General features: G+C 67.1%; 16 protein-coding genes. 10 read left to right on the plus strand and 6 right to left on the minus strand.

All coding sequences use genetic code 11. The features are described from left to right. Window positions 1-30 precede the first annotated feature (30 nt). Window positions 31-1,308 (minus strand): 5-aminolevulinate synthase, encoded by a 1,278-nt coding sequence (gene hemA, locus ATO4_RS08680; RefSeq protein WP_083591234.1) that lies wholly within the window; start codon window positions 1,306-1,308, stop codon window positions 31-33. Between the two features lie 263 nt (window positions 1,309-1,571). Beyond that, complete coding sequence (locus ATO4_RS08685; protein WP_083591070.1) at window positions 1,572-1,805, minus strand: hypothetical protein; 234 nt, start codon at window positions 1,803-1,805, stop codon at window positions 1,572-1,574. Window positions 1,806-1,999: 194 nt separating this feature from the next. On the opposite strand from ATO4_RS08685, the gene ATO4_RS08690 reads away from it, so the two are divergent. After that, window positions 2,000-3,316 carry a homoserine dehydrogenase gene (locus tag ATO4_RS08690; protein ID WP_083591235.1) on the plus strand — a complete coding sequence of 439 codons (1,317 nt, stop codon included), beginning with the start codon at window positions 2,000-2,002 and terminating at the stop codon, window positions 3,314-3,316. Window positions 3,317-3,429: 113 nt separating this feature from the next. Here the strand turns inward: ATO4_RS08690 and ATO4_RS08695 are convergent, their stop codons facing one another. Together ATO4_RS08695 and ATO4_RS08700 are read right to left on the minus strand one after the other, a co-directional pair. Continuing rightward, window positions 3,430-3,861: a MarR family transcriptional regulator gene (locus ATO4_RS08695; protein WP_083591072.1), complete on the minus strand. Its 432-nt coding sequence runs from the start codon at window positions 3,859-3,861 to the stop codon at window positions 3,430-3,432. 147 nt (window positions 3,862-4,008) lie between these two features. After that, the gene (locus tag ATO4_RS08700) at window positions 4,009-4,722 is read right to left on the minus strand and encodes a class I SAM-dependent methyltransferase (protein ID WP_083591074.1); all 714 of its coding nucleotides are present in this window, start codon (window positions 4,720-4,722) and stop codon (window positions 4,009-4,011) included. Between the two features lie 298 nt (window positions 4,723-5,020). Here ATO4_RS08700 and ATO4_RS08705 point away from each other — a divergent pair, with 298 nt between their 5' ends. The 5 genes from ATO4_RS08705 to ATO4_RS27680 all read left to right on the plus strand — a co-directional run bounded on the left by ATO4_RS08705 (window position 5,021) and on the right by ATO4_RS27680 (window position 10,701). After that, the gene (locus ATO4_RS08705) at window positions 5,021-6,310 is read left to right on the plus strand and encodes an FAD-dependent oxidoreductase (RefSeq protein WP_083591075.1); all 1,290 of its coding nucleotides are present in this window, start codon (window positions 5,021-5,023) and stop codon (window positions 6,308-6,310) included. Between the two features lie 116 nt (window positions 6,311-6,426). Continuing rightward, on the plus strand, window positions 6,427-6,906 hold the full coding sequence (locus tag ATO4_RS08710; protein WP_083591077.1) for an RDD family protein: 480 nt from the start codon (window positions 6,427-6,429) through the stop codon (window positions 6,904-6,906). 209 nt (window positions 6,907-7,115) lie between these two features. Continuing rightward, the gene (locus tag ATO4_RS08715; protein ID WP_083591079.1) at window positions 7,116-8,942 is read left to right on the plus strand and encodes an SLC13 family permease; all 1,827 of its coding nucleotides are present in this window, start codon (window positions 7,116-7,118) and stop codon (window positions 8,940-8,942) included. A gap of 19 nt (window positions 8,943-8,961) precedes the next feature. Continuing rightward, a complete protein-coding gene (locus tag ATO4_RS08720; protein ID WP_083591080.1) occupies window positions 8,962-9,711 on the plus strand; it encodes an arginyltransferase in 750 nt (249 codons plus the stop codon). A gap of 81 nt (window positions 9,712-9,792) precedes the next feature. After that, window positions 9,793-10,701, plus strand: a complete 909-nt coding sequence (locus ATO4_RS27680) for a DMT family transporter (protein WP_083591236.1) — start codon at window positions 9,793-9,795, stop codon at window positions 10,699-10,701. Window positions 10,702-10,815: 114 nt separating this feature from the next. Here ATO4_RS27680 and parC read toward each other — a convergent pair whose 3' ends face one another. After that, window positions 10,816-13,068, minus strand: a complete 2,253-nt coding sequence (gene parC, locus ATO4_RS08730) for a DNA topoisomerase IV subunit A (RefSeq protein WP_083591081.1) — start codon at window positions 13,066-13,068, stop codon at window positions 10,816-10,818. Window positions 13,069-13,303: 235 nt separating this feature from the next. On the opposite strand from parC, the gene ATO4_RS08735 reads away from it, so the two are divergent. The 4 genes from ATO4_RS08735 (at window position 13,304) to ATO4_RS08750 (ending at window position 17,046) form a co-directional block, all read left to right on the plus strand. Beyond that, window positions 13,304-14,497 (plus strand): hypothetical protein, encoded by a 1,194-nt coding sequence (locus ATO4_RS08735; protein WP_083591083.1) that lies wholly within the window; start codon window positions 13,304-13,306, stop codon window positions 14,495-14,497. Window positions 14,498-14,734: 237 nt separating this feature from the next. Further along, window positions 14,735-15,340: a YetF domain-containing protein gene (locus ATO4_RS08740; protein ID WP_210191042.1), complete on the plus strand. Its 606-nt coding sequence runs from the start codon at window positions 14,735-14,737 to the stop codon at window positions 15,338-15,340. A gap of 162 nt (window positions 15,341-15,502) precedes the next feature. Continuing rightward, window positions 15,503-16,048, plus strand: a complete 546-nt coding sequence (locus ATO4_RS08745; RefSeq protein ID WP_083591085.1) for a 2'-5' RNA ligase family protein — start codon at window positions 15,503-15,505, stop codon at window positions 16,046-16,048. A 56-nt stretch (window positions 16,049-16,104) separates the two neighbouring features. Next, a complete protein-coding gene (locus ATO4_RS08750) occupies window positions 16,105-17,046 on the plus strand; it encodes a PAAR domain-containing protein (RefSeq protein WP_083591087.1) in 942 nt (313 codons plus the stop codon). Window positions 17,047-17,094: 48 nt separating this feature from the next. Here the strand turns inward: ATO4_RS08750 and aspS are convergent, their stop codons facing one another. Beyond that, a complete protein-coding gene (gene aspS / locus ATO4_RS08755; RefSeq protein ID WP_083591088.1) occupies window positions 17,095-18,885 on the minus strand; it encodes an aspartate--tRNA ligase in 1,791 nt (596 codons plus the stop codon). Between the last annotated feature and the right edge of the window lie 36 nt (window positions 18,886-18,921).

Here is an 18,921-nt window from a genome sequence, read left to right on the forward strand (position 1 = left end):
TCTCCTCTCCGCGACGCCGGCCGGGCAGCCTCAGCCGCCGGCTTGCGACACGACCAGCGGGGTCACCTTCTCCGAACGTTCGAGGCTCGCCGGCCGTTCCGCGGCGAAGGGAATGCCGATTGCATGCCAGGTCTCGACGAGGGCGTCGCGCAGCGCCTCGATCAGCGCGTCGTCGTGCAGCGGCGTCGGCGTGATGCGCAGCCGCTCGGTGCCCCGCGGTACGGTCGGGTAGTTGATCGGCTGGATGTAGATGCCGTGCTCGGCGAGCAGGCGGTCGCTGGCCTTCTTGCACAGCTCCGGATCGCCCACCGCCACCGGCACGATGTGGGTATCGGACGCCATCACCGGCAGGCCGGCCGAGGCGAAGATCTGCTTGGCGCGGGCGGCCTGGCGCTGCTGGGCGTCGCGCTCGTCCTGCGAGGTCTTCAGATGGCGGATCGAGGCGGTCGCCGCGGCAGCCAGCGCCGGCGGCAGCGCGGTGGTGAAGATGAAGCCCGGGGCGTAGGAACGGACGGCATCGATCAGCGCCTTCGAGCCGGTGATGTAGCCGCCGAGAACGCCGAAGGCCTTCGCCAGCGTGCCCTCGATCACGTCGATCCGGCCGGCCACGCCGTCACGCTCGGAAATGCCGCCACCGCGCGGGCCGTACATGCCCACCGCATGGACCTCGTCGATGTAGGTCATGGCGTTGTACTTGTCGGCGAGATCGCAGATTTCGGCGATCGGCGCGACGTCGCCGTCCATCGAATAGACGCTCTCGAAGACGATCAGCTTCGGCCGCTCCGGCTCGGCGGCCGCCAGCAGCTCTTCCAGATGGGCGACGTCGTTGTGGCGGAACACCTGCTTCTTGGCGCCGGACTTGCGCACGCCCTCGATCATCGAGGCGTGGTTCAACTCGTCGGAGAGGATCAGGCAGCTCGGCAAGAGCTTGGCGATGGTGGAGATCGACGCCTCGTTGGAGACGAAGCCCGAGGTGAAGACCAGCGCCGCTTCCTTGCCGTGGAGATCGGCGAGTTCCAGCTCCAGCTCGACCAGCGGATGGGTGGTGCCGGAGATGTTGCGGGTGCCGCCGGCGCCCGAGCCCATCGCGCCCGTCGCCTTCGTCATTGCGGCGATCACATCGGGATGCTGGCCCATGCCGAGATAGTCGTTCGAGCACCAGACGGTGATCTCGCGAGCCTCGCCGTCATGGCGCCAGATCGCCTTCGGAAACCGTCCGGCGATCCGCTCGAGATCGGCGAACACCCGATATCTGCGCTCCGCATGCAAGGCTTCGATCGCCGCGGCGAAATGGCGCTGGTAATCAATCATCGTGCACTCCTCATCGGAACGGTTCTAAGTCCGCTGAGCCGCGTTGTCCACATTCGCAACAGACGAACCAGCCGATAACTGTCCAAACAATATGACACACATTCCAGCGCGAATGACAACAGAAATTGACACTCGGCTGGATCATCTCCAAAGTCTAGGACGAAGGCGTTGATTTAGGACAAAGGCGTCGCCGATTTTGCAGAACCGCCCGGCGATGCAGCCAGGGAGGCAGCGAGCGTCTGCGGGGTTTTCTGCTCCGCTCACCGCTCCTCGCCTTCCGGAGATGCTCCGGCTTCTCCCGCACGCGCCTGCGGCGAGACGGCCCCGGCCAGCGTCTCGTCCGTTGCGCCGCTCGGCTCCGGGACACCCTCGCCCGGCTCGCCGTCGCGGCGCGCCCGGGCCTGGATCTTGCGGCGCGCCAGATTCGCCCGCAGCGCCTGCTGCAGCCGCTTCTCGCGGTTCGACTTGTTCTCGTTCGACGGCTTCTTCGTCATGGAGGCGATGTATCGATTCCAAAGTGGAAATGCCAGATCGATCGGGTCGCGGCCACGATCACACTCGCGCAAACGCCGCCGCCACCGAAGGCGCCGGGTGACAAGACCCCGCCGGAACGGATAGATCGGCGCTCGATACCACTTGCCGGCGGCGTCCCCGCCAAACGCGGCAACCCGCCCTGGGAATGAAGATCATGATCGACCGCATCGGCTTCGCCGCCGAGCTCGCCGCCTACACGCAGACCCGCGGCCCGGTGACCATCGGGCTTGCCGGCGCCGGGCAGATGGGCACCGACATCGTCGTCCAGACCGCATTGATGACCGGGGTGCGGGTCGGCGCGATCGCCGCCAACGGCCCGCGTCGGCCGATGGAGGCCATCGCGATGGCCGGTTACGACGAAGACCATGGGGTTGTCGCGAGTTCTCCCGCCGCCATCGACGCGGCGATCGAGAGCGGCCGGATCGCCGTGACCGACGACATCGAGGCGCTCTGCGCCAGCGGCCGGGTGGACGTCATCGTCGACGCCACCGGCAGCCCGGAAGTCGGCACGCGGCTCGCCCTCCTCGCCATCGAGAACGGCAAGCACATCGTCATGCTGAACGTCGAGGCGGACATTACGGTCGGGCGCCTGCTCGCCCGCAAGGCCAAGGCGGCGGGCGTCGTCTATACCGGCTCGGCGGGGGACGAACCCGCCGCGACGCTGGAATTGATCTCCTTCGCCCAGTCGCTGGGAATGGACGTCGTCGCCGCCGGCAAGGGCAAGAACAATCCCCTGCGCCACGACGCCGTGCCCGAGGAATACGAGGAGGAAGCCCGGGCGCGGAACATGAACGCCCGCATGCTGGTCGAGTTCATCGACGGGTCGAAGACGATGGTGGAGATGACGGCGATCGGCAACTGCACCGGCCTCGTGCCGGACGTTCCGGGCATGCACGGCCCGGAGGCGACCCTCGACAACCTCGCCCAGATCCTCTGCTGCGAGGAAGACGGCGGGGTTCTCTCGAAGCCCGGCCGCGTCGACTACACGATCGGCAAGGGCGTCGCGCCGGGGGTGTTCTGCGTGGTCAAGCCGCGCCATCCCCGCGCGATCGAGCGGATGGCCGACCTGAAGGTCGGGCCCGGCCCGTGCTTCTCCCTGGTCCGGCCCTTCCATCTCACCAGCCTCGAGACGCCGCTCTCGGCGGCGCGAGTGGTGATGTACCGCCGGCCGGACATGGTGCCGGTCGATCGCCCCGTCGCCGAATGTGGCGCGCGCGCCAAGCGGTCGCTCGAGCCCGGCACGACGCTGGGGCGCATCGGCACCGCCGACTATCGCGGCTATGCCATGGAGTGGTGCCATGCGCGGGGCGAGAACGCCCTGCCCCTGGGGCTGGCCGAACATGCGCGGGTCACCCGCCCGGTCGCGGTCGGCGAGCTGCTCACCTATGAGAACTGCACGCCGGACGCCTCGCTTCTCGTGACACGCATGCGCCGCGAGCTCGATGCCGCGGACGAGCGGGATTTTCAGTAATCCGCCGTCCGATCGATCCGATCGGACCGGTCACCGGAAATGCGCGGCGTTCGATCGTGGCTGCATGGAGCGTCTCTCCATCGCCCTCGCGGGCAGCCCGCCGGCGGCCCGGTTCAGACCCGTCCCGTCGCGGTCCTGGTGGCATCGATGGCGGTTTCGAGCCCTTTGGCCAGAACGCTGCGCTCATAGGTGGAGAGGTCTTCCAGAGCCTTGCGGATCGAGGCGAGCGGATCGCGCTTGAGGAGCTGGCTGCCTTTTTCGGTCAATTCGAGGCGCTCGGCGCGGCCGCGGCCGATCGTCCCCATCTTCGTCACCAGCCCCTTTTCGATGAGTGTGCGAACCGTCCGCGCGACGGCGCCGGATGCGAGCCCCTGATGGCGCGCAAGGTCTATCGCGGTGCGGCGATCCGCTTCGGCCTGGTGGATGTAGCGCAAGGCCGACCATTGGGCCGGGAAAAGATGCGCGGCATAGCCGTTGGAATGCAAGCGGCGCGCCACCTGCTCGAGCAGCCCGGTCAGGGCCTCAGTGGAATCAGTCTCCGTCATTTCCAGTCAAGTCGCCCCATTCATCACTGCGACCACGCGAAGCAGTCACAAGCACTATAGGAGGTGAGGTCGGGTTCCGCGACTACGGAAAGATTGCAAAATATATCGGACGCCGGAACGGCAGCTGCCGTCTGGAACGGTTCCACTTCAGTTTCCGCCCTCCAGCCAGTAGATGCGGAGCGGCTGGACGAGCTTGAAGTGGTCGCCATCCTGTTGAGACTGTAAGCGAAAGTGAGTTTCGATTTCGTCATGGAGCCGCTCGGCGGCGCCCGCACGGGACGCGTCGACGGACACCAGGCGAGACAGGAATTCGTCCACGTTTTTGAAACGCACCGTTTCCCTGAAGACGACATTTCCCCGCAGCCGGAAGCGGCCCTCGCGCACCGCGTCGGCGATGGCAACGCCGGCCGCGTGGCGGATCGCCGTCTCGTCCTCGATCAGCCGCATGGTCTCGAAATAGCTGCCTTCGGCGAGCGGCTCGACGATCAGGATGGCCCCATCCTCGCGGGTGACCCGTCTCGTCTCGTCGAGCGCCTTGCCCATCTCGTCTACCGGCACGTGGTGAAGCGAGTTGAGGAAGACGGCAGCCTCGAAGCTCTCTGCCTCGAAGGGCAGCGACTGGGCACCTGACACCGCAAAATGCGCGGCCGGCGTCTTGTTGCGGGCCGCTTCGACGGCGGGCGCATGCGGATCGACGCCCGCTGCCACAAAACCCTCCGCGCTCAGCCGGGCGACCAGCGCCCCGCCCCCGCAGCCGATGTCGAGGACGGACCGTGCCCCGGCCATGCGCAGGCTCTCGACGACGACGTTGTGGGAGTTGCCGGAGACGAAGGCGGCATTGAGCGCTTCGGGTGTCTGCATCGGATGGGCTCCTGTGTCGAATGAAGGCATGTCCACCGATAACTCCGATCCTGCCGGCGCGACAGCAATCTCGACCTGTTGTTCCGGCAAATTCTCGAGCCGGCGCTGGCGCCCCGCACGCGCACGCGGGAGGTCCCGTCTTCATCAATCGCTGCGGACCTGCCAGAACAAGGATCATGACGAAGGCGCGATTCGAATGGCCGTCGGCTGAGGCAGGTGGCGCTCTCCGCGCGGAGCGGCCTCGCCTCGCCTTGCCGGCCGGCGGAGACATGCCGCGCAGCGGCGAGAAAGGCGAGCGATGACCGGCCAGACGATCCCAACCAGCGGCAGCGGCGTGATCATTGCCGGCGGCGGCCAGGCCGGCTTCCAGGTCGCTGCGAGCCTTCGCCAGGGCGGCTATGCCGGCCCCGTCACCATCGTCTCGAAGGAGGCGCGGCTGCCCTACCAGCGCCCGCCTCTGTCGAAGACCTACATCAAGACCGACGTGGCCTTCGACAGCCTGCTGCTCAAGCCCGAGAGCTTCTTCGAGAAGAACGCCATCGGCTTTCGCTCCGGCGCATGGGTCGAGGCGATCGACCGGGAGGCCGGGACGGTTCGCCTCGGGGACGGTGAGCACCTCGCCTATGATCACCTCGTGCTGGCAACCGGTGCGGCGAACCGCGTCCTGCCGATCGAGGGCAAGCACCTTGCGGGCGTCCATCAGCTGCGCACCGCCGAGGACGCCGAAGAGCTGCGGGCGGGCCTTGCCGACGCCCGGCGGATCGTCATCGCAGGCGGCGGTTTCATCGGCCTCGAGGTCGCCGCGGCACTGCGATCGCTGGAGAAGGACGTCACGGTACTTGAGGCGGCGGATCGCCTGATGGGCCGGACCGTGTCGCGCGAGGTCTCGGCCTTCTTTCTGGGCGAGCACCGGCGGATGGGCACCGACATCCGCCTCGGCACCGCGCTCGGCGCCATCGTCGGCGACGTCGCCGGGGACGGCCGTGCCCGCGCCGTGAGGCTGTCGGACGGCACCGAGCTGCCGGCCGACCTCGTCCTGATCGCCGCGGGCGTCCTGCCGAACGACCAGCTGGCGGCCGATGCCGGCCTTGCCACCGACAACGGAATCCTCGTCGATTCCCACATGACGACGGCGGATCCGCGCATCTTCGCGATCGGCGACTGCGCCGCCTTCCATTCGCCCTTCGCCGAGCGGATCGTCCGGCTGGAATCGGTGCAGAACGCCGTCGACCAGGCCAAGCTGGTCGCCCGGAAGATCATCGCCGGCGACGAGGCAGCCGACACCATCGAGCCCTACCGGGCGGTGCCCTGGTTCTGGAGCGACCAGGGGCCGTTCAAGCTCCAGATCGTCGGGCTGACGGCCGGCGCCGACCATATGGAGATCGCCAGCCTCGGCGAGGCCGGCAAGCTCGTCGCCTACTGCTTCAAGGGCGACCGGCTGATCGGCATCGAGACGGTGAACCGGCCGGGCGAGCACATGCTGGGCCGGCGCATCCTCGCCGAGGATCTCGCCGTCGCCCGCGCCGAGGCGGCGTGCGACGGCTTCGACCTCAAGGCCCATGTCGCGGCGCTGCAGGCCAGGGGCTGACCTCCCGGTGCCGGCTGCAGGGGCCCGCACCAGCCGAAAACCATTGCGGGCGCGGCGCGGCATCACCATGTTTTTCATCGTGGCCGGACGACCGGCCGGCGACGATTTTCCGGAGGATGAAACGAGTGACCGAGACCACGCTGAACACGACGCGCATGGACAGCCTGGATGCGCCGCGCGCCTATAGCGGCGTGCGCACCCGGCGGATGCTGTCCTTCGTCTTCGACTACACGATCGTCCTTCTGTTGTCGGTGCCGGTGGCGATCGTCGTCTTCCTGCTCGGCATCGTGACCTTCGGCCTCGCCTGGGGGCTCTATGCCGTGCTGCTGCCGGTGATCGCGATTGTCTACCTGGCCTTCACCATGGGCGGCTCCAGCCAGGCGACGCCGGGCATGCGCATGGCGGGCGTGCGCGTCGCGCGGCTCGACGGCGGCATCGTCGATCCGCCGCTGGCGGTCCTTCACGGCGTGCTCTTCTGGGCGTCCAACGCCGTGCTGACGCCCCTGGTGCTCCTCGTCGGCCTGTTCACCCGCCGCAAGCAGCTGCTGCACGACCTGCTCCTCGGCACCGTCGTAGTGCGCGACCGGGATCACTGAGGCGTCTTCCGGGGCGTTGTCCCGGTCAGCATCGGCCGCAGAGCAACCGGCCGTTGCGCCGACGACCGGTTGCGTCTCGCCGCGAAGGGCGGTTGCGGCATCCGATGGCGTCCGCGAACGGCACCCGGCAAACGATTCGTGAGCAGCCGGGTTGTCAGCCGGCCTTCCGCCGGAGATAACGTCGCGGGGACAACAGCTCGCGACGTTTCATGGAATTCTTGCACATCTGGCTCACCTATCTGCTGATCGTGGTGAGCATCGTGGGCTATGCGTTGGAGCGCTGGCCCATCGAGGCGGTCGCGGCTGCCTCTCTCGGCGCCTTTCTCCTCGTCTTTTCGATCTTTCCCTATACCGATACCGCCGGTCAGGCGGTGACCAGCGCCGACCTTTTGTCGGGCTTCGCCAATCCCGCGCTGATCACCGTGATGGCGTTGCTGATCGTCGGCCAGGGCCTGTTCGCCACCGATGCGATGGCGCGGCCGACGGCCTGGCTGACGCGGCTCGGCGGCAATGTCGGGGCCGGGGCGGTGGCCATCGTGCTGATCTCGGCGGCGACGCTCTCGGCCTTCCTCAACAACACCCCCGTCGTCGTCATCTTCATTCCGATCCTGACGATGCTGGCGACCCAGCGCGGCATCTCGCCGAACCACGTCTTCATGCCGCTGTCCTTCCTGTCGATCCTCGGCGGCATGACGACGCTGATCGGCTCCTCGACCAACCTCCTCGTCGCCGGCGTTGCCGAGCGATCCGGGATCACCCTCAACTTCTTCGACATCACCGTGCCGGGGCTGATGATCGCCGTGGTCGGCGCGATCTACGTGATCCGCTTCATGCCCCGCATCCTCACCCCGCGCGAGGCGCAGGACGGCCGCGTCGTCGATCCCGGCGGCAAGCAGTTTCTCGGCGAGATCGACATCACGGAGGGCCATGCCTTTCTCGGCTTCCGGGCCCGCTCCGGGCTGTTTCCCGGACTTGGCGACCTGACGCCCCGGATGATCATCCGCAACGACCAGACGATCCTGCCGCCCTTCGACGACATCGAGCTCGGCGTCGGCGACCGGCTGATCGTCACGGCGACGCGGCGCGCCTTCTCGCGGGCGCTGTCGCGCGGCAATCTGAAAGTGAAGACGCTCGATCCATCGGGTGGGGAGAGCGCCGGGCGCGCCAACAAGATCGGCCCCGACATGGTGATGGCCGAGGCGGTCGTCGCGCCGGGCTCGCGCTATGCCGGCCGCACCATGCAGTTCTCGGGCCTCAGGACCCAGTTCGGCATCACCCTCTTCGGCCTGCAGAGGAAGAGCCGGATGGCCAGAGCGGCGCTGTCGGAAATCCGGCTGGAGCCGGGCGACACGCTGCTCCTGTGCGGGCGCGAGGCGAATCTCTCGGCCCTGCGCGGCAACCACGACCTCCTGCTCCTCGAATATTCCGCGCAACCCATCCCGCAATCGGCCAAGGCGCTGCTCGCCACGCTGATCTTCATCACCATCGTCTCCTTGTCGGCGTCCGGCATCCTGCCGATCGAGGTCCTGGCGGTATGCGGCGCAGTCGCCATGGTCGCGACGGGCTGCCTCACCATCGGCGAGGCAGCCCGCTCCATCGACCGGTCGATCTTCATGCTGGTCGGCGCCTCGATCGCCGCGGCGACGGCGCTGGAGCGCACCGGCGGCGCCCATCTCATCGCCGAGAGCGCGCTCTCCGCCCTCGACGGCGCCTCGCCGATCGTCCTGTTGTCGGGCCTCTTCCTGGTCGTGGCGATCTTCACCAACTTCCTGTCGAACAACGCGACGGCGGTCCTCTTCACCCCGATCGCCCTCGACATCTCCCGGCGCCTCGGTGTGCCCCCGGAGCCATGGCTCGCCTGCGTGATCTTCGGGGCCAACGCCTCCTTCGCGACGCCGATCGGCTACCAGACCAATCTTCTCGTGATGGGGCCGGGCCGCTATCGTTTCTTCGACTTCGTGAAAGCCGGTGTTCCCCTCGTGCTTCTGGTGTGGTTAACTTTCACGATCGTCGCACCATGGTATTACGGGCTTTGACGCATTTCCGGGACAGCACGTGACCGTCCATCACCCGCAGACGCCGCAGTTCTTCCTGACCTCGCCCTCGCCATGCCCCTATCTGCCGGGGCGGTCGGAGCGGAAGGTGTTCACCCATCTCGTCGGCGAGCGGGCGCCCGGCCTGCTCGACCTCCTTAGCCAGGGCGGCTTCCGCCGCAGCCAGAACATCGCCTATCGGCCGGCCTGCGAACGCTGCCGCGCCTGCGTCTCCGTGCGCATCCTCGTCGACGAGTTCCGACCGGGCAAGTCGATGCGGCGCATCCTTGCGAGGAACAGCGACCTGGTCGCGCGCATGTCGCCGGCGAGCCCGACCAGCGAGCAGTATGCCCTCTTTCGGCGCTACATCGATCACCGGCATGCCCATGGCGGCATGGCCGAGATGAGCGTCCTCGACTATGCGATGATGGTGGAGGACAGCCAGGTCGACACGCGGATGATCGAATACCGCATCAAGGGGCCGGATTCGCGCTTCACCGCCACCTCGGACGGCGACCTCGTCGCCGTCGCCCTGTCGGACGTCATGGCCGACGGCATGTCGATGGTCTATTCCTTCTTCGACCCGGACGCGGACCAGCGCAGCCTCGGCTCGCTGATGATCCTCGACCACATCGAGCGCACCCGCAAGCTCGGCCTCGCCTATCTCTATCTCGGCTACTGGGTGGATGGATCGAAGAAGATGGCCTACAAGATCCGCTTCCAGCCCCAGGAGCACCTGACGCCGAAGGGCTGGGAGAGATACGGGGGGTGAACCGCGCGATCGCGGACCACCCTGCCCGGCAGGCGCCCGATGCCCGGCAGCGCCTCCAAGACTGACCCTTTCCGGATCTTCATGCCCCTTCCCTCATCCCTGGCCGGCCCCAAGGCCGACGACGCCGCCCGCTACGCGGCAGGGCTCTCGCTGATCTTCTTCGGCGGCCTCGTCCTCTCCATCGACATCCCCCTCATCCGGCTTTCAGAGAGCGGCTTTGCCACGGTCGTCTTCGTGCGGGGCGCCCTGTCCTTCCTCGTCGCCGTGCTGCTCTGGGCGCTGCTCGGCCGGGGCGGCCGCGCGCCCCTGATCGCCGGCCGGCTCGGGCTTGCGGTCACCGCGCTCTACGCGCTGGCGACTCTGACCTTCCTCGTGGCGGTCTTCATGACCAAGGCCGCCAACCTCGTCTTCATCCTCGCCCTCAACCCGATGTTCGCGGCCATGCTCTCCTGGGCGATCGCCGGCGAGAGACCGTCGCGCGCGACGCTCCTCGCCATTCCCGCGACGCTGCTCGGCGTGTTTCTCATCGTCGGGGCGGGGCTGGAGGGCAGCGCCTGGCTCGGCGATCTCGCCGCCCTGGCGACGGCGTTCCTGATCGCCCTCGCCCTCACTCTCGCGCGCCGCAGCCGCCAGGACATGCGCTACGCCTCGGCGATCGCGGCGATCGTCCCGGCGCTCCTCGCGCTTCCCTTCGTGATCGCCGGCGGCGGTCTTCAATCGGAAGCCATCGGCTGGCTCGTCCTCAACGGCGGCATCGTCATGCCCCTCGCCCTGATCTGCCTTGCCGCCGGGCCGATGTTCGTGCCCTCGCCGGTCGTCTCCATGGGCTATCTCGTCGAGACCGTGCTGGCGCCGGTCTGGATGTGGATGATCTTCTTCGAGCGGCCCTCGGCCCTGTCGCTCATGGGCGGCGGGCTGATCGTGGTGACGCTGCTCGTCCACGCGCTGGTCGAGCTGAGGGACAGGCGCGCGCCGCAAAGGGCTTCGTAAGCCTGCGACCGACTGGGCGGAGACGCCCTCCAGCTCCACGTTCCGTCAAGCCGGGGCGGAGCGTATCGGCTCGCATGCAGGAAATGGATGACGGATGGTGAGCTGCGCCGCTGCTTAGCCGGCAAACCTGTTGTTCTTCGGAAAACCCTTCGGCACCAGGCGGCCGGCCTGGGCGCGGTCGCCGCGCCATTCCAGCAGTTCCTCTTCCCGGCGCAGGAAGGCGCGGCCGGCGGAATCCGACCACGACAGGCCCTCCGCCAGCTTGAACACCTTCACGTCGGAAACGCCGCCATCCTTGTAGCGCTGCAGCCGGACGCCCTTGCCGCGCACCATCTGCGGCACCTGGGAGAGCGGGAAGACGAGCAGCTTGCGGTTCTCGCCGACGATCGCGACCGTATCGCCGCCCACCACCGTGACGGCGAAGCCGAGTCGGGCCGGCTCCGAGACATTGACCAGCTGCTTGCCCTTGCGGGTGGAGGACAGCATGTCGGCCTCGCCGACGACGAAGCCTGAGCCGTCGGTGGAGACCATCAGCCGCTGGCGATCGGGATCGGCGACAAAGGCGACGGCGATGTCGTCGTCGTCCTCCATCTCGATGGCAAGGCGGATCGGCTCGCCCTGGCCGCGGCCAGAGGGCAGCTTGTCGGCCGACAGCGTGAAGGCCCGTCCCCGCGTCGACAGGAAGAGAAGCTTGTCCGTCGTCATGGCGTGGAAGGCGAATTTCAGCTTGTCGCCTTCCTTGAAGCTCAGGGCCGAGGCATCGGCGATATGGCCCTTCATGCCGCGCAGGAAGCCCTTCTGCGACAGGACGATCGTCACCGGCTCCTTCTCGATCAGCGCGACGGTGATGTCGTCGAGATTGTGGCTGGGGGCATCGGCGAACCGCGTCCGTCGCCGACCGAGCCTGGTCTTCTTGGAGAAGGTCTCGCGGACCTCGCGGACCTCGCCGGCGATCGCCGCCCACTGCTTCTCGTCCGAGCCGAGCAGTGCTTCCTTCTCGGCCTTTTCCGCCGTCAGTCCCTCGAACTCGCGCCGTAGCTCGAATTCCTCCAGCTTGCGCAGGGAGCGCAGCCGCATGTTGAGGATGGCCTCGGCCTGATTGTCGGTCAGCTCGAAGGTGCGCATCAGCTCCTTCTTCGGCTCGTCCTCCTCGCGGATGATCCGGATCACCTCGTCGACATTGAGGAAGACGACGAGATAGCCGGAGACGATCTCCAGCCGCCGCTCGATCTGGCCGAGGCGAAAGCGCGTGCGCCGCTGCAGGACGTCGCGCTGGTGGGCGAGCCATTCGGCCAGCACCTCCTTCAGCGACAGGACCTTCGGCACCTTGCCGCCGGAGAGCACGTTCATGTTGAGCGGGAAGCGGCTCTCGAAGTCCGTCAGCCGGAACAAGGATTCCATCAACAGCTCGGGATCCACCGCCCGGCTCTTCGGCTCGAGCACGATCCGCACGTCCTCGGCGGATTCGTCGCGGATGTCGGCGAGCAGCGGCAGTTTGCGCGCCTGCAGGAGTTCGGCGATCTTCTCGATCAGCCGCGACTTCTGCACCTGATAGGGGATCTCGGTGACGACGACGACGTAGTTGCCGCGACCGGCATCCTCCTTCTCCCAGCGCGAGCGCACCCGGAAACCGCCGCGCCCGGTCTCGTAAGCCTCGCGGATCTGCGCCTGGCTGTCGATGATGACGCCGCCGGTCGGAAAGTCCGGCCCCTGCACGAAGCGCAGCAGCGCCTCCGTCGGCGCCTCCGGGTCCTCGATCAGCTTCAGCGCGGCGTCGCAGAGCTCGGCGGCGTTGTGGGGCGGGATCGAGGTCGCCATGCCGACGGCGATGCCCGACGAGCCGTTGGCGAGGAGGTTCGGGAAGGCGCCGGGAAGGACGACCGGCTCGGTGTCTTCCTCGTTGTAGGTCGGGCGAAAATCGACCGCGTCCTCGCCGATGCCGCGCAGCAGCAGCGTCGCGACCTCGGTCATGCGGGCTTCGGTGTAGCGCATGGCGGCGGCGCTATCGCCGTCGACATTGCCGAAATTGCCCTGGCCGTCGATCAGCGGATAGCGGACGGAAAAATCCTGGGCGAGGCGCACCAGCGCGTCGTAGATCGCCGCATCGCCATGGGGGTGGAACTTGCCCATCACGTCGCCGACGATGCGGGCGCATTTCTTGTAGCCCTCGCCCGGATCGAGCTTGAGAATGCGCATGGCGTGGACGATGCGTCGGTGCACCGGCTTCAGCCCGTCGCGCACGTCGGGCAGCGCCCGGCCCATGATGGTGGACAGCGCATAGGCGAGATAGCGCTCCTCGAGCGCCGCCTTCAGGTCGATCGGTTCGATGTCGCCGCCGCCGCCCGGCGGTTCCGCAGCCTTGCCCATGGCACGCGTCTATCGAAGGTCAAGGGATGGAACAAGACCGGAACGGATTGATCCTCAGCTTTTTGTGACGCGATGGAGCCCGGAATTTCCCGTTCCTCGGGCACCCGGAGGCGATGCCGTCTTCTCGCCGCCGGATTTGTCCGTAGATTGGCGGCCATGATCGCGCTAATCCTCGCGCGGGGCATGACCGGACGGCGCAGGGCGCCCCGGGTCCAAACTCGAAAGAAGGTAATTCATGTTCGCCAAGACTTCCGTGTCACTGACAACGATCGCCGTCGCGCTGATGGGCTCGACCGCGGCCTTCGCCGCCGACGCGAACGCCTTCGGCGAACGCCTGAAGGCCGTCGCCGCCGAGCAGAACATGACCGTCGGCTACGGCAGCGCCACCTCCGAGGGCGACGACGTCATCCTGAAAGCCATGACCTTCTCGCCCAAGGGCGAGGAGCCGGCGCAACTCGGCGACATCACCTTCGAGGACGTGACCGGCTCGACCGAGGAGGGCTGGAAGGTCGCGCGGGTGCCGATCGCCGACATCGACGTCACCGAGGGCGACAGCCACACCGTGGCCACCGGGATGTCGATCGAGGGCGTCGAGCTGCTGCCGGCCGATCGCAGCTCCCAGCCGCCGGCCAAGCAGTTCTCGGCCTTCTATTTCGACAAGGCGGGGATCGAGAAGCTGACCGTCGAGAAAGCCGGCGCCAAGGTCTTCGCCCTGTCCAACGCCTCGGTCGATAACACCGTCAACGACGACGACACCTTCTCCTCGGACTTCAACTTCGGCACCTTCGACGCCGACTTCACCAAGGCCGATCCCGAGACCGCCAAGACCATGACCGATCTCGGCTATGGCACGCTCGGCGGCGCCATCGAGGGCAGCGCCAGCTGGGACCCCAAGACCGGGACGCTGTCGCTGGACCCCTTCGACATCAATGTCGAGAATGCCGGCAACCTGTCCTTCACCTACGAGATGGCGGGCTATACCCCGAACTTCATCCAGTCGATGCAGCAGATCTCCCAGCAGATGGCCGACAATCCGGAGGCCAACCAGAATGCCGGCATGGCGATGATGGGGCTGATGTCGCAGCTGTCGCTCGGCTCCGCCGACATCACCTTCACCGACGATTCGCTGACCGGCAAGCTGCTCGACTACTACTCCAAGCAGCAGGGGATGACGCCGCAGCAGCTGATCAGCCAAGTCGAGGCGATGGTGCCGGCCGCGCTCGCCCAGTTGCAGAACCCGGAGTTCCAGAAGCAGGCGACGGATGCGGTCTCGACCTTCCTGAAGGATCCGAAGTCGCTGTCGGTGTCGATCGATCCGGAGACCCCGGTCCCGGCGATGCAGATCATGGGCGCGGCGATGGGCGCCCCGCAGACCCTGCCGCAGGTGCTGTCGCTGCAGGTGACGGCGAACGACGCCACCGAGGACTGAGGCTTCGGCCGACGGCGTGACCAGCAAGGCCGGCAGCCGGACTCCGGACCCGCCGGGGTGAGACGGTCCAGCGTCGGGGCGGGCGAGGACGGGGCCGGATGTTCCGCGTCTTCGGACACGTGGCCGCACAACCATTCTTGCGCCGGCCGGGCCTAACAGCGCCCGGCCGGCGTTTTATGTTCAGGCAGACAGTCCAGAGCCCCGCGCGCAGCGCCGTCACGGGGCACCAGCGCCGCGGTGCGGGAATCCACCGAAGATCCGAAGGAGATCGCCATTTTCGGCCTGCCTCCCGTTCCCGACGCCATCCTCGGCGGCATCCTTCTGGCCGCCATCGCGCTGTCCGCCGTGATCGTCCTCGCACGGACCATCGGCCTCCGGTCCTTTTCGAAGATGACCGCCTTCGACTTCATCATCACGCTGGCCACGGGTTCGTTGGTGGCGACCGCCGCCTCGGCCGCCGACTGGTCGGCCTTCCTGAAGGCCGTCGTGGCGATCACGGCACTGATGAGCATCCAGGTCGTCCTCGCCTTTGGCCGGCGCAACAGCCGGGCGGTGACGTCGCTGGTCGACAACGAGCCGCTGCTCCTGATGCGCGACGGCGTCTTCATCGACGCCGCGATGGCTGAAAGCCGGGTCTCGCCCGGCGACGTCTATTCCAAGCTGCGCGGCGCCAACATCCAGGCGATGAGCGAGGTGCGCGCCGTGGTTCTGGAGACCACCGGCGACATCTCGGTGCTGCACGGCCACGGCTTCGCGCCGGAACTGTTGCGGCACGTGCGCGGGGCGGAGCCCGGACAACATCGTCAGGACCAAGAGGCCGAGAGCGCCAGTCGCAAGGCCTGAAGGCAGGAGAAGAGCTCCACCGGTCTTCGGACTGCCTGTCGCGTCTCACTCGTGCATCCACCGTAGCGACGAGTTTCCACGGGGGACGCCGTGACGCACTGTGCCGGGATGCACCGCGCGCCACTTGTCGGACCGATCGCACCAACGCCTCGGAGCCGCCCGATGGCCGCCCCACCGCTCATCCTGACGCTTGGCCTCGACGCGGCAAGCTTCGCGCGCCTCGACACCATGCGCCGGCGGCACTTTCCGCCCGAGCGCAATTTCATCCCGGCGCATCTGACGCTGTTTCACCATCTGCCCGGCGAGAAGGAGCAAGACGTCGCCGCGACGCTTCGCGCCGTCACCCGCGACGCTGCGCCGATCCCGCTCACCGTCACGGGCCTGCGCTTCCTCGGCCGCGGCACGGCCTGCGAGATCGAGGCCCCTCCCCTCGCTGCACTCAGGCGCGACCTGGCGGCACACTGGCGGGACGACTTGACGCCCCAGGACGCGCAAGGGTTTCGTCCGCATGTGACGATCCAGAATAAGGTGCCGGCACACGAGGCGCGGGCCAACTTCGAAACGCTGCGCGCAGCGTTCATCCCCTTCGAGGCGGTCGGGACCGGCCTCCTCCTCTGGCGCTATCGCGGCGGCCCCTGGGAAGAGGCGGGGACGTTCCCCTTTGCCCGAGCGGGCGTGGCGGCGGCTCTCGGCGACCGGACCCATTGACGTTCCGCCCCCATTGGTTGTCTCATACGGCGAAAAGAGCAACCCCTGAGAGCACCATGCCGACCGGCCCGGCCGCCCGCCGCCTCGATCCCGTCGCACACAAGGTCCCCGGCAGGCTGATGCCGGGGCCGGGCAGTCCAGACGTCCTCATCGGTGGCATGCCGGCGTGGCGTGCCCGCGTGGACAGGCACGAATGCCGGCACGGCACGGGGGTCGTGATCGACGGCTCGCCGACGGTGCTGATCAACGGCCAACCGGCCTGCCGTTTGGGCGACGGCGTCATCGAAGGACGGGAGCAAAACCGCATTACCGGCGGATGCATGTCTGTCATCATAGGAGACCGCTCCGCGGCCGCCCCCCTGCGACCGCCGCTTCCGTCGCACCAGCCTGGAGCGCGAGAAAGCCGAAAGGCCGATTTCGCAGTCGCATTCGAGAAAGCCACGGGAATGACGATCGCAGATTCCCAGCAGCGTTATTCCGAAGCGACTGGCAGACGGGTGTCACAAGAAACGATCGAGTTGCTCTTCACGGACGCTGAGGCTGCCTCCCGTATCCTGATCAAGGACAATGACCTCAATCATGCCTATCGCCGCATCCTCAACAGCAATGTGCCGCAACACGAACGCGATGCGCTGCCGCCGGCGTGGCGCAAGATGCCTTTCTACGCCTCGATCTACCACAGCGACGACTACGGCCTGAATCCGCTTGCGGCCAGGAACAGCAAATATGTGTCTGCCGATGGACATCGCGAGGTGGTTTTCGACCCGAACGGATCGATCATCGAAAACCACGTCTACGAAGGGACCTTCAACTTCTTTCCGGGCCCGGAGGACTTCAAGCTCACCCCCGCCCCCAAAAGAGCTGGCTTTATAGAGCGGTTCGTCCATCACCTCGATCAACGCCAGACAGAAACCCGGCGCTATCTGAGGGAATTCCGACAGCACCAGGCGGCTGACATCGAGCCGTTCAACAAGCACAAAGACGAGAATTACTTCTGACCAGCTCGCGGAAGAAAGCTGTTTCTCGATCCTTGTGAACCAGTGCTGTCAGCCCTTCTTCTCCACCGGAGCCACCCGCAGCCCCAGCTCCCGCAACTGCGCCGGGCTCGCCTCCGCCGGCGCCCCCATCAACAAATCAAACGCCTGCTGGTTCATCGGGAAGAGCGCGATCTCGCGGAGGTTCTTCGCCCCGCAGAGCAGCATGACGATGCGGTCGATGCCGGCGGCCATGCCGCCATGGGGCGGCGCGCCATACTGGAACGCACGGTAGAGGCCGCCGAAGCGCTCCTCGACGTCGGCCCTGGAATAGCCGGCGATCTCGAACGCTTTCACCATGGTCTCGGGCAGCTGGTTGCGGATGCCGCCGGACGCGATCTCGTAGCCGTTGCAGACGATGTCGTACTGGAACGCCTTGATCGACAGGGGCTCCTCACTCTCCAGCGCCTCGATGCCGCCCTGGGGCATCGAGAACGGGTTGTGGGCGAAATCGACCTTCTTGTTGTCCTCGTCCCATTCGTAGAACGGGAAGTCGATGATCCAGGCGAGTTCGTAGGCGTCGCGGTCGAGGAGGTTCAACTCCTCGCCGACGCGGGTGCGGGCAGCCCCCGCGAACTGGACGAACTTCTCCGGCCGGCCGGCCACGAAGAAGCAGGCGTCGCCGGCTTCGAGGCCGAGCTGGGTGCGCACCGCCTCGGTGCGCTCCTCGCCGATGTTTTTCGCCAGCGGCCCGGCGCCGGAGACGGCGCCTGCCTCCTCGCGCCAGAAGATGTAGCCGAGGCCCGGCTGGCCCTCGCCCTGCGCCCAGGAGTTCATCCGGTCGCAGAAGGCGCGCGACCCGCCGGTCTTGGCCGGGATCGCCCAGACCTCGACCTTGTCGTCATTGGCGATCATGTTCGCGAAGACCTTGAAGCCCGAGCCGGCGAAGTGCTCGGTGACGGCCTGCATCTCGATCGGGTTTCTGAGGTCCGGCTTGTCGGAGCCGTACTTCTTCATGGACTCGGCATAGGGGATGCGCCGGAACGTCTCCGACACGCGCTTGCCGTCGGCGAAGGTCGAAAAGACCTCGCGGATCACCGGCTCCATGGTCTGGAAGATGTCTTCCTGCTCGACGAAGCTCATCTCGACGTCGAGCTGGTAGAACTCGCCATAGAAGCGGTCGGCGCGCGGATCCTCGTCGCGAAAGCAGGGCGCGATCTGAAAATAGCGGTCGAAGCCCGACATCATCAGAAGCTGCTTGTACTGCTGCGGCGCCTGCGGCAGGGCGTAGAACATGCCGTTGTGAAGCCGCGACGGGACGAGAAAGTCGCGCGCGCCTTCCGGGCTCGACGCGGTCAGGATCGGCGTCTGGAATTCGGTGAAGGCCGCGTTCTGCATCAGCGAGCGGATCTTGGCGATGATCTGCGTGCGCCGCATGATGTTCTTGTGCAGCGTCTCGCGGCGCAGATCGAGGAAGCGGTATTTGAGGCGGATGTCCTCGGGGTATTCCGGCTCGCCGAACACCGGCAGCGGCAGTTCCTTGGCCGGCGACAGGACCTCGATCTCGCGGGCGAAGACCTCGATCGCCCCGGTCGGCAGCTTGGCGTTCACCGTCTCGTCGGAGCGGGCCTTCACCTCGCCGTCGACGCGGATCACCCATTCGCCGCGCACCGTCTCCGCGGCCTTGAAGGCCGGCGAATCCGGATCGACCACCACCTGGGTCAGGCCGTAGTGATCGCGCAGGTCGATGAAGAGGAGGCCGCCATGGTCGCGGATGCGATGCGCCCAGCCGGACAGGCGCACGGTCTCGCCGACGTTCTCCTTGGTCAGGGCGGCGCAGCTGTGGGTGCGGTAACGGTGCATGGCGGGTCTCGTCGCAGGTTCATGGCGCAGCGCTTC

The sequence above is a fragment of the Aurantimonas sp. 22II-16-19i genome, from assembly GCF_002088275.1.
In the GTDB taxonomy this organism is placed as follows: domain Bacteria; phylum Pseudomonadota; class Alphaproteobacteria; order Rhizobiales; family Rhizobiaceae; genus Jiella.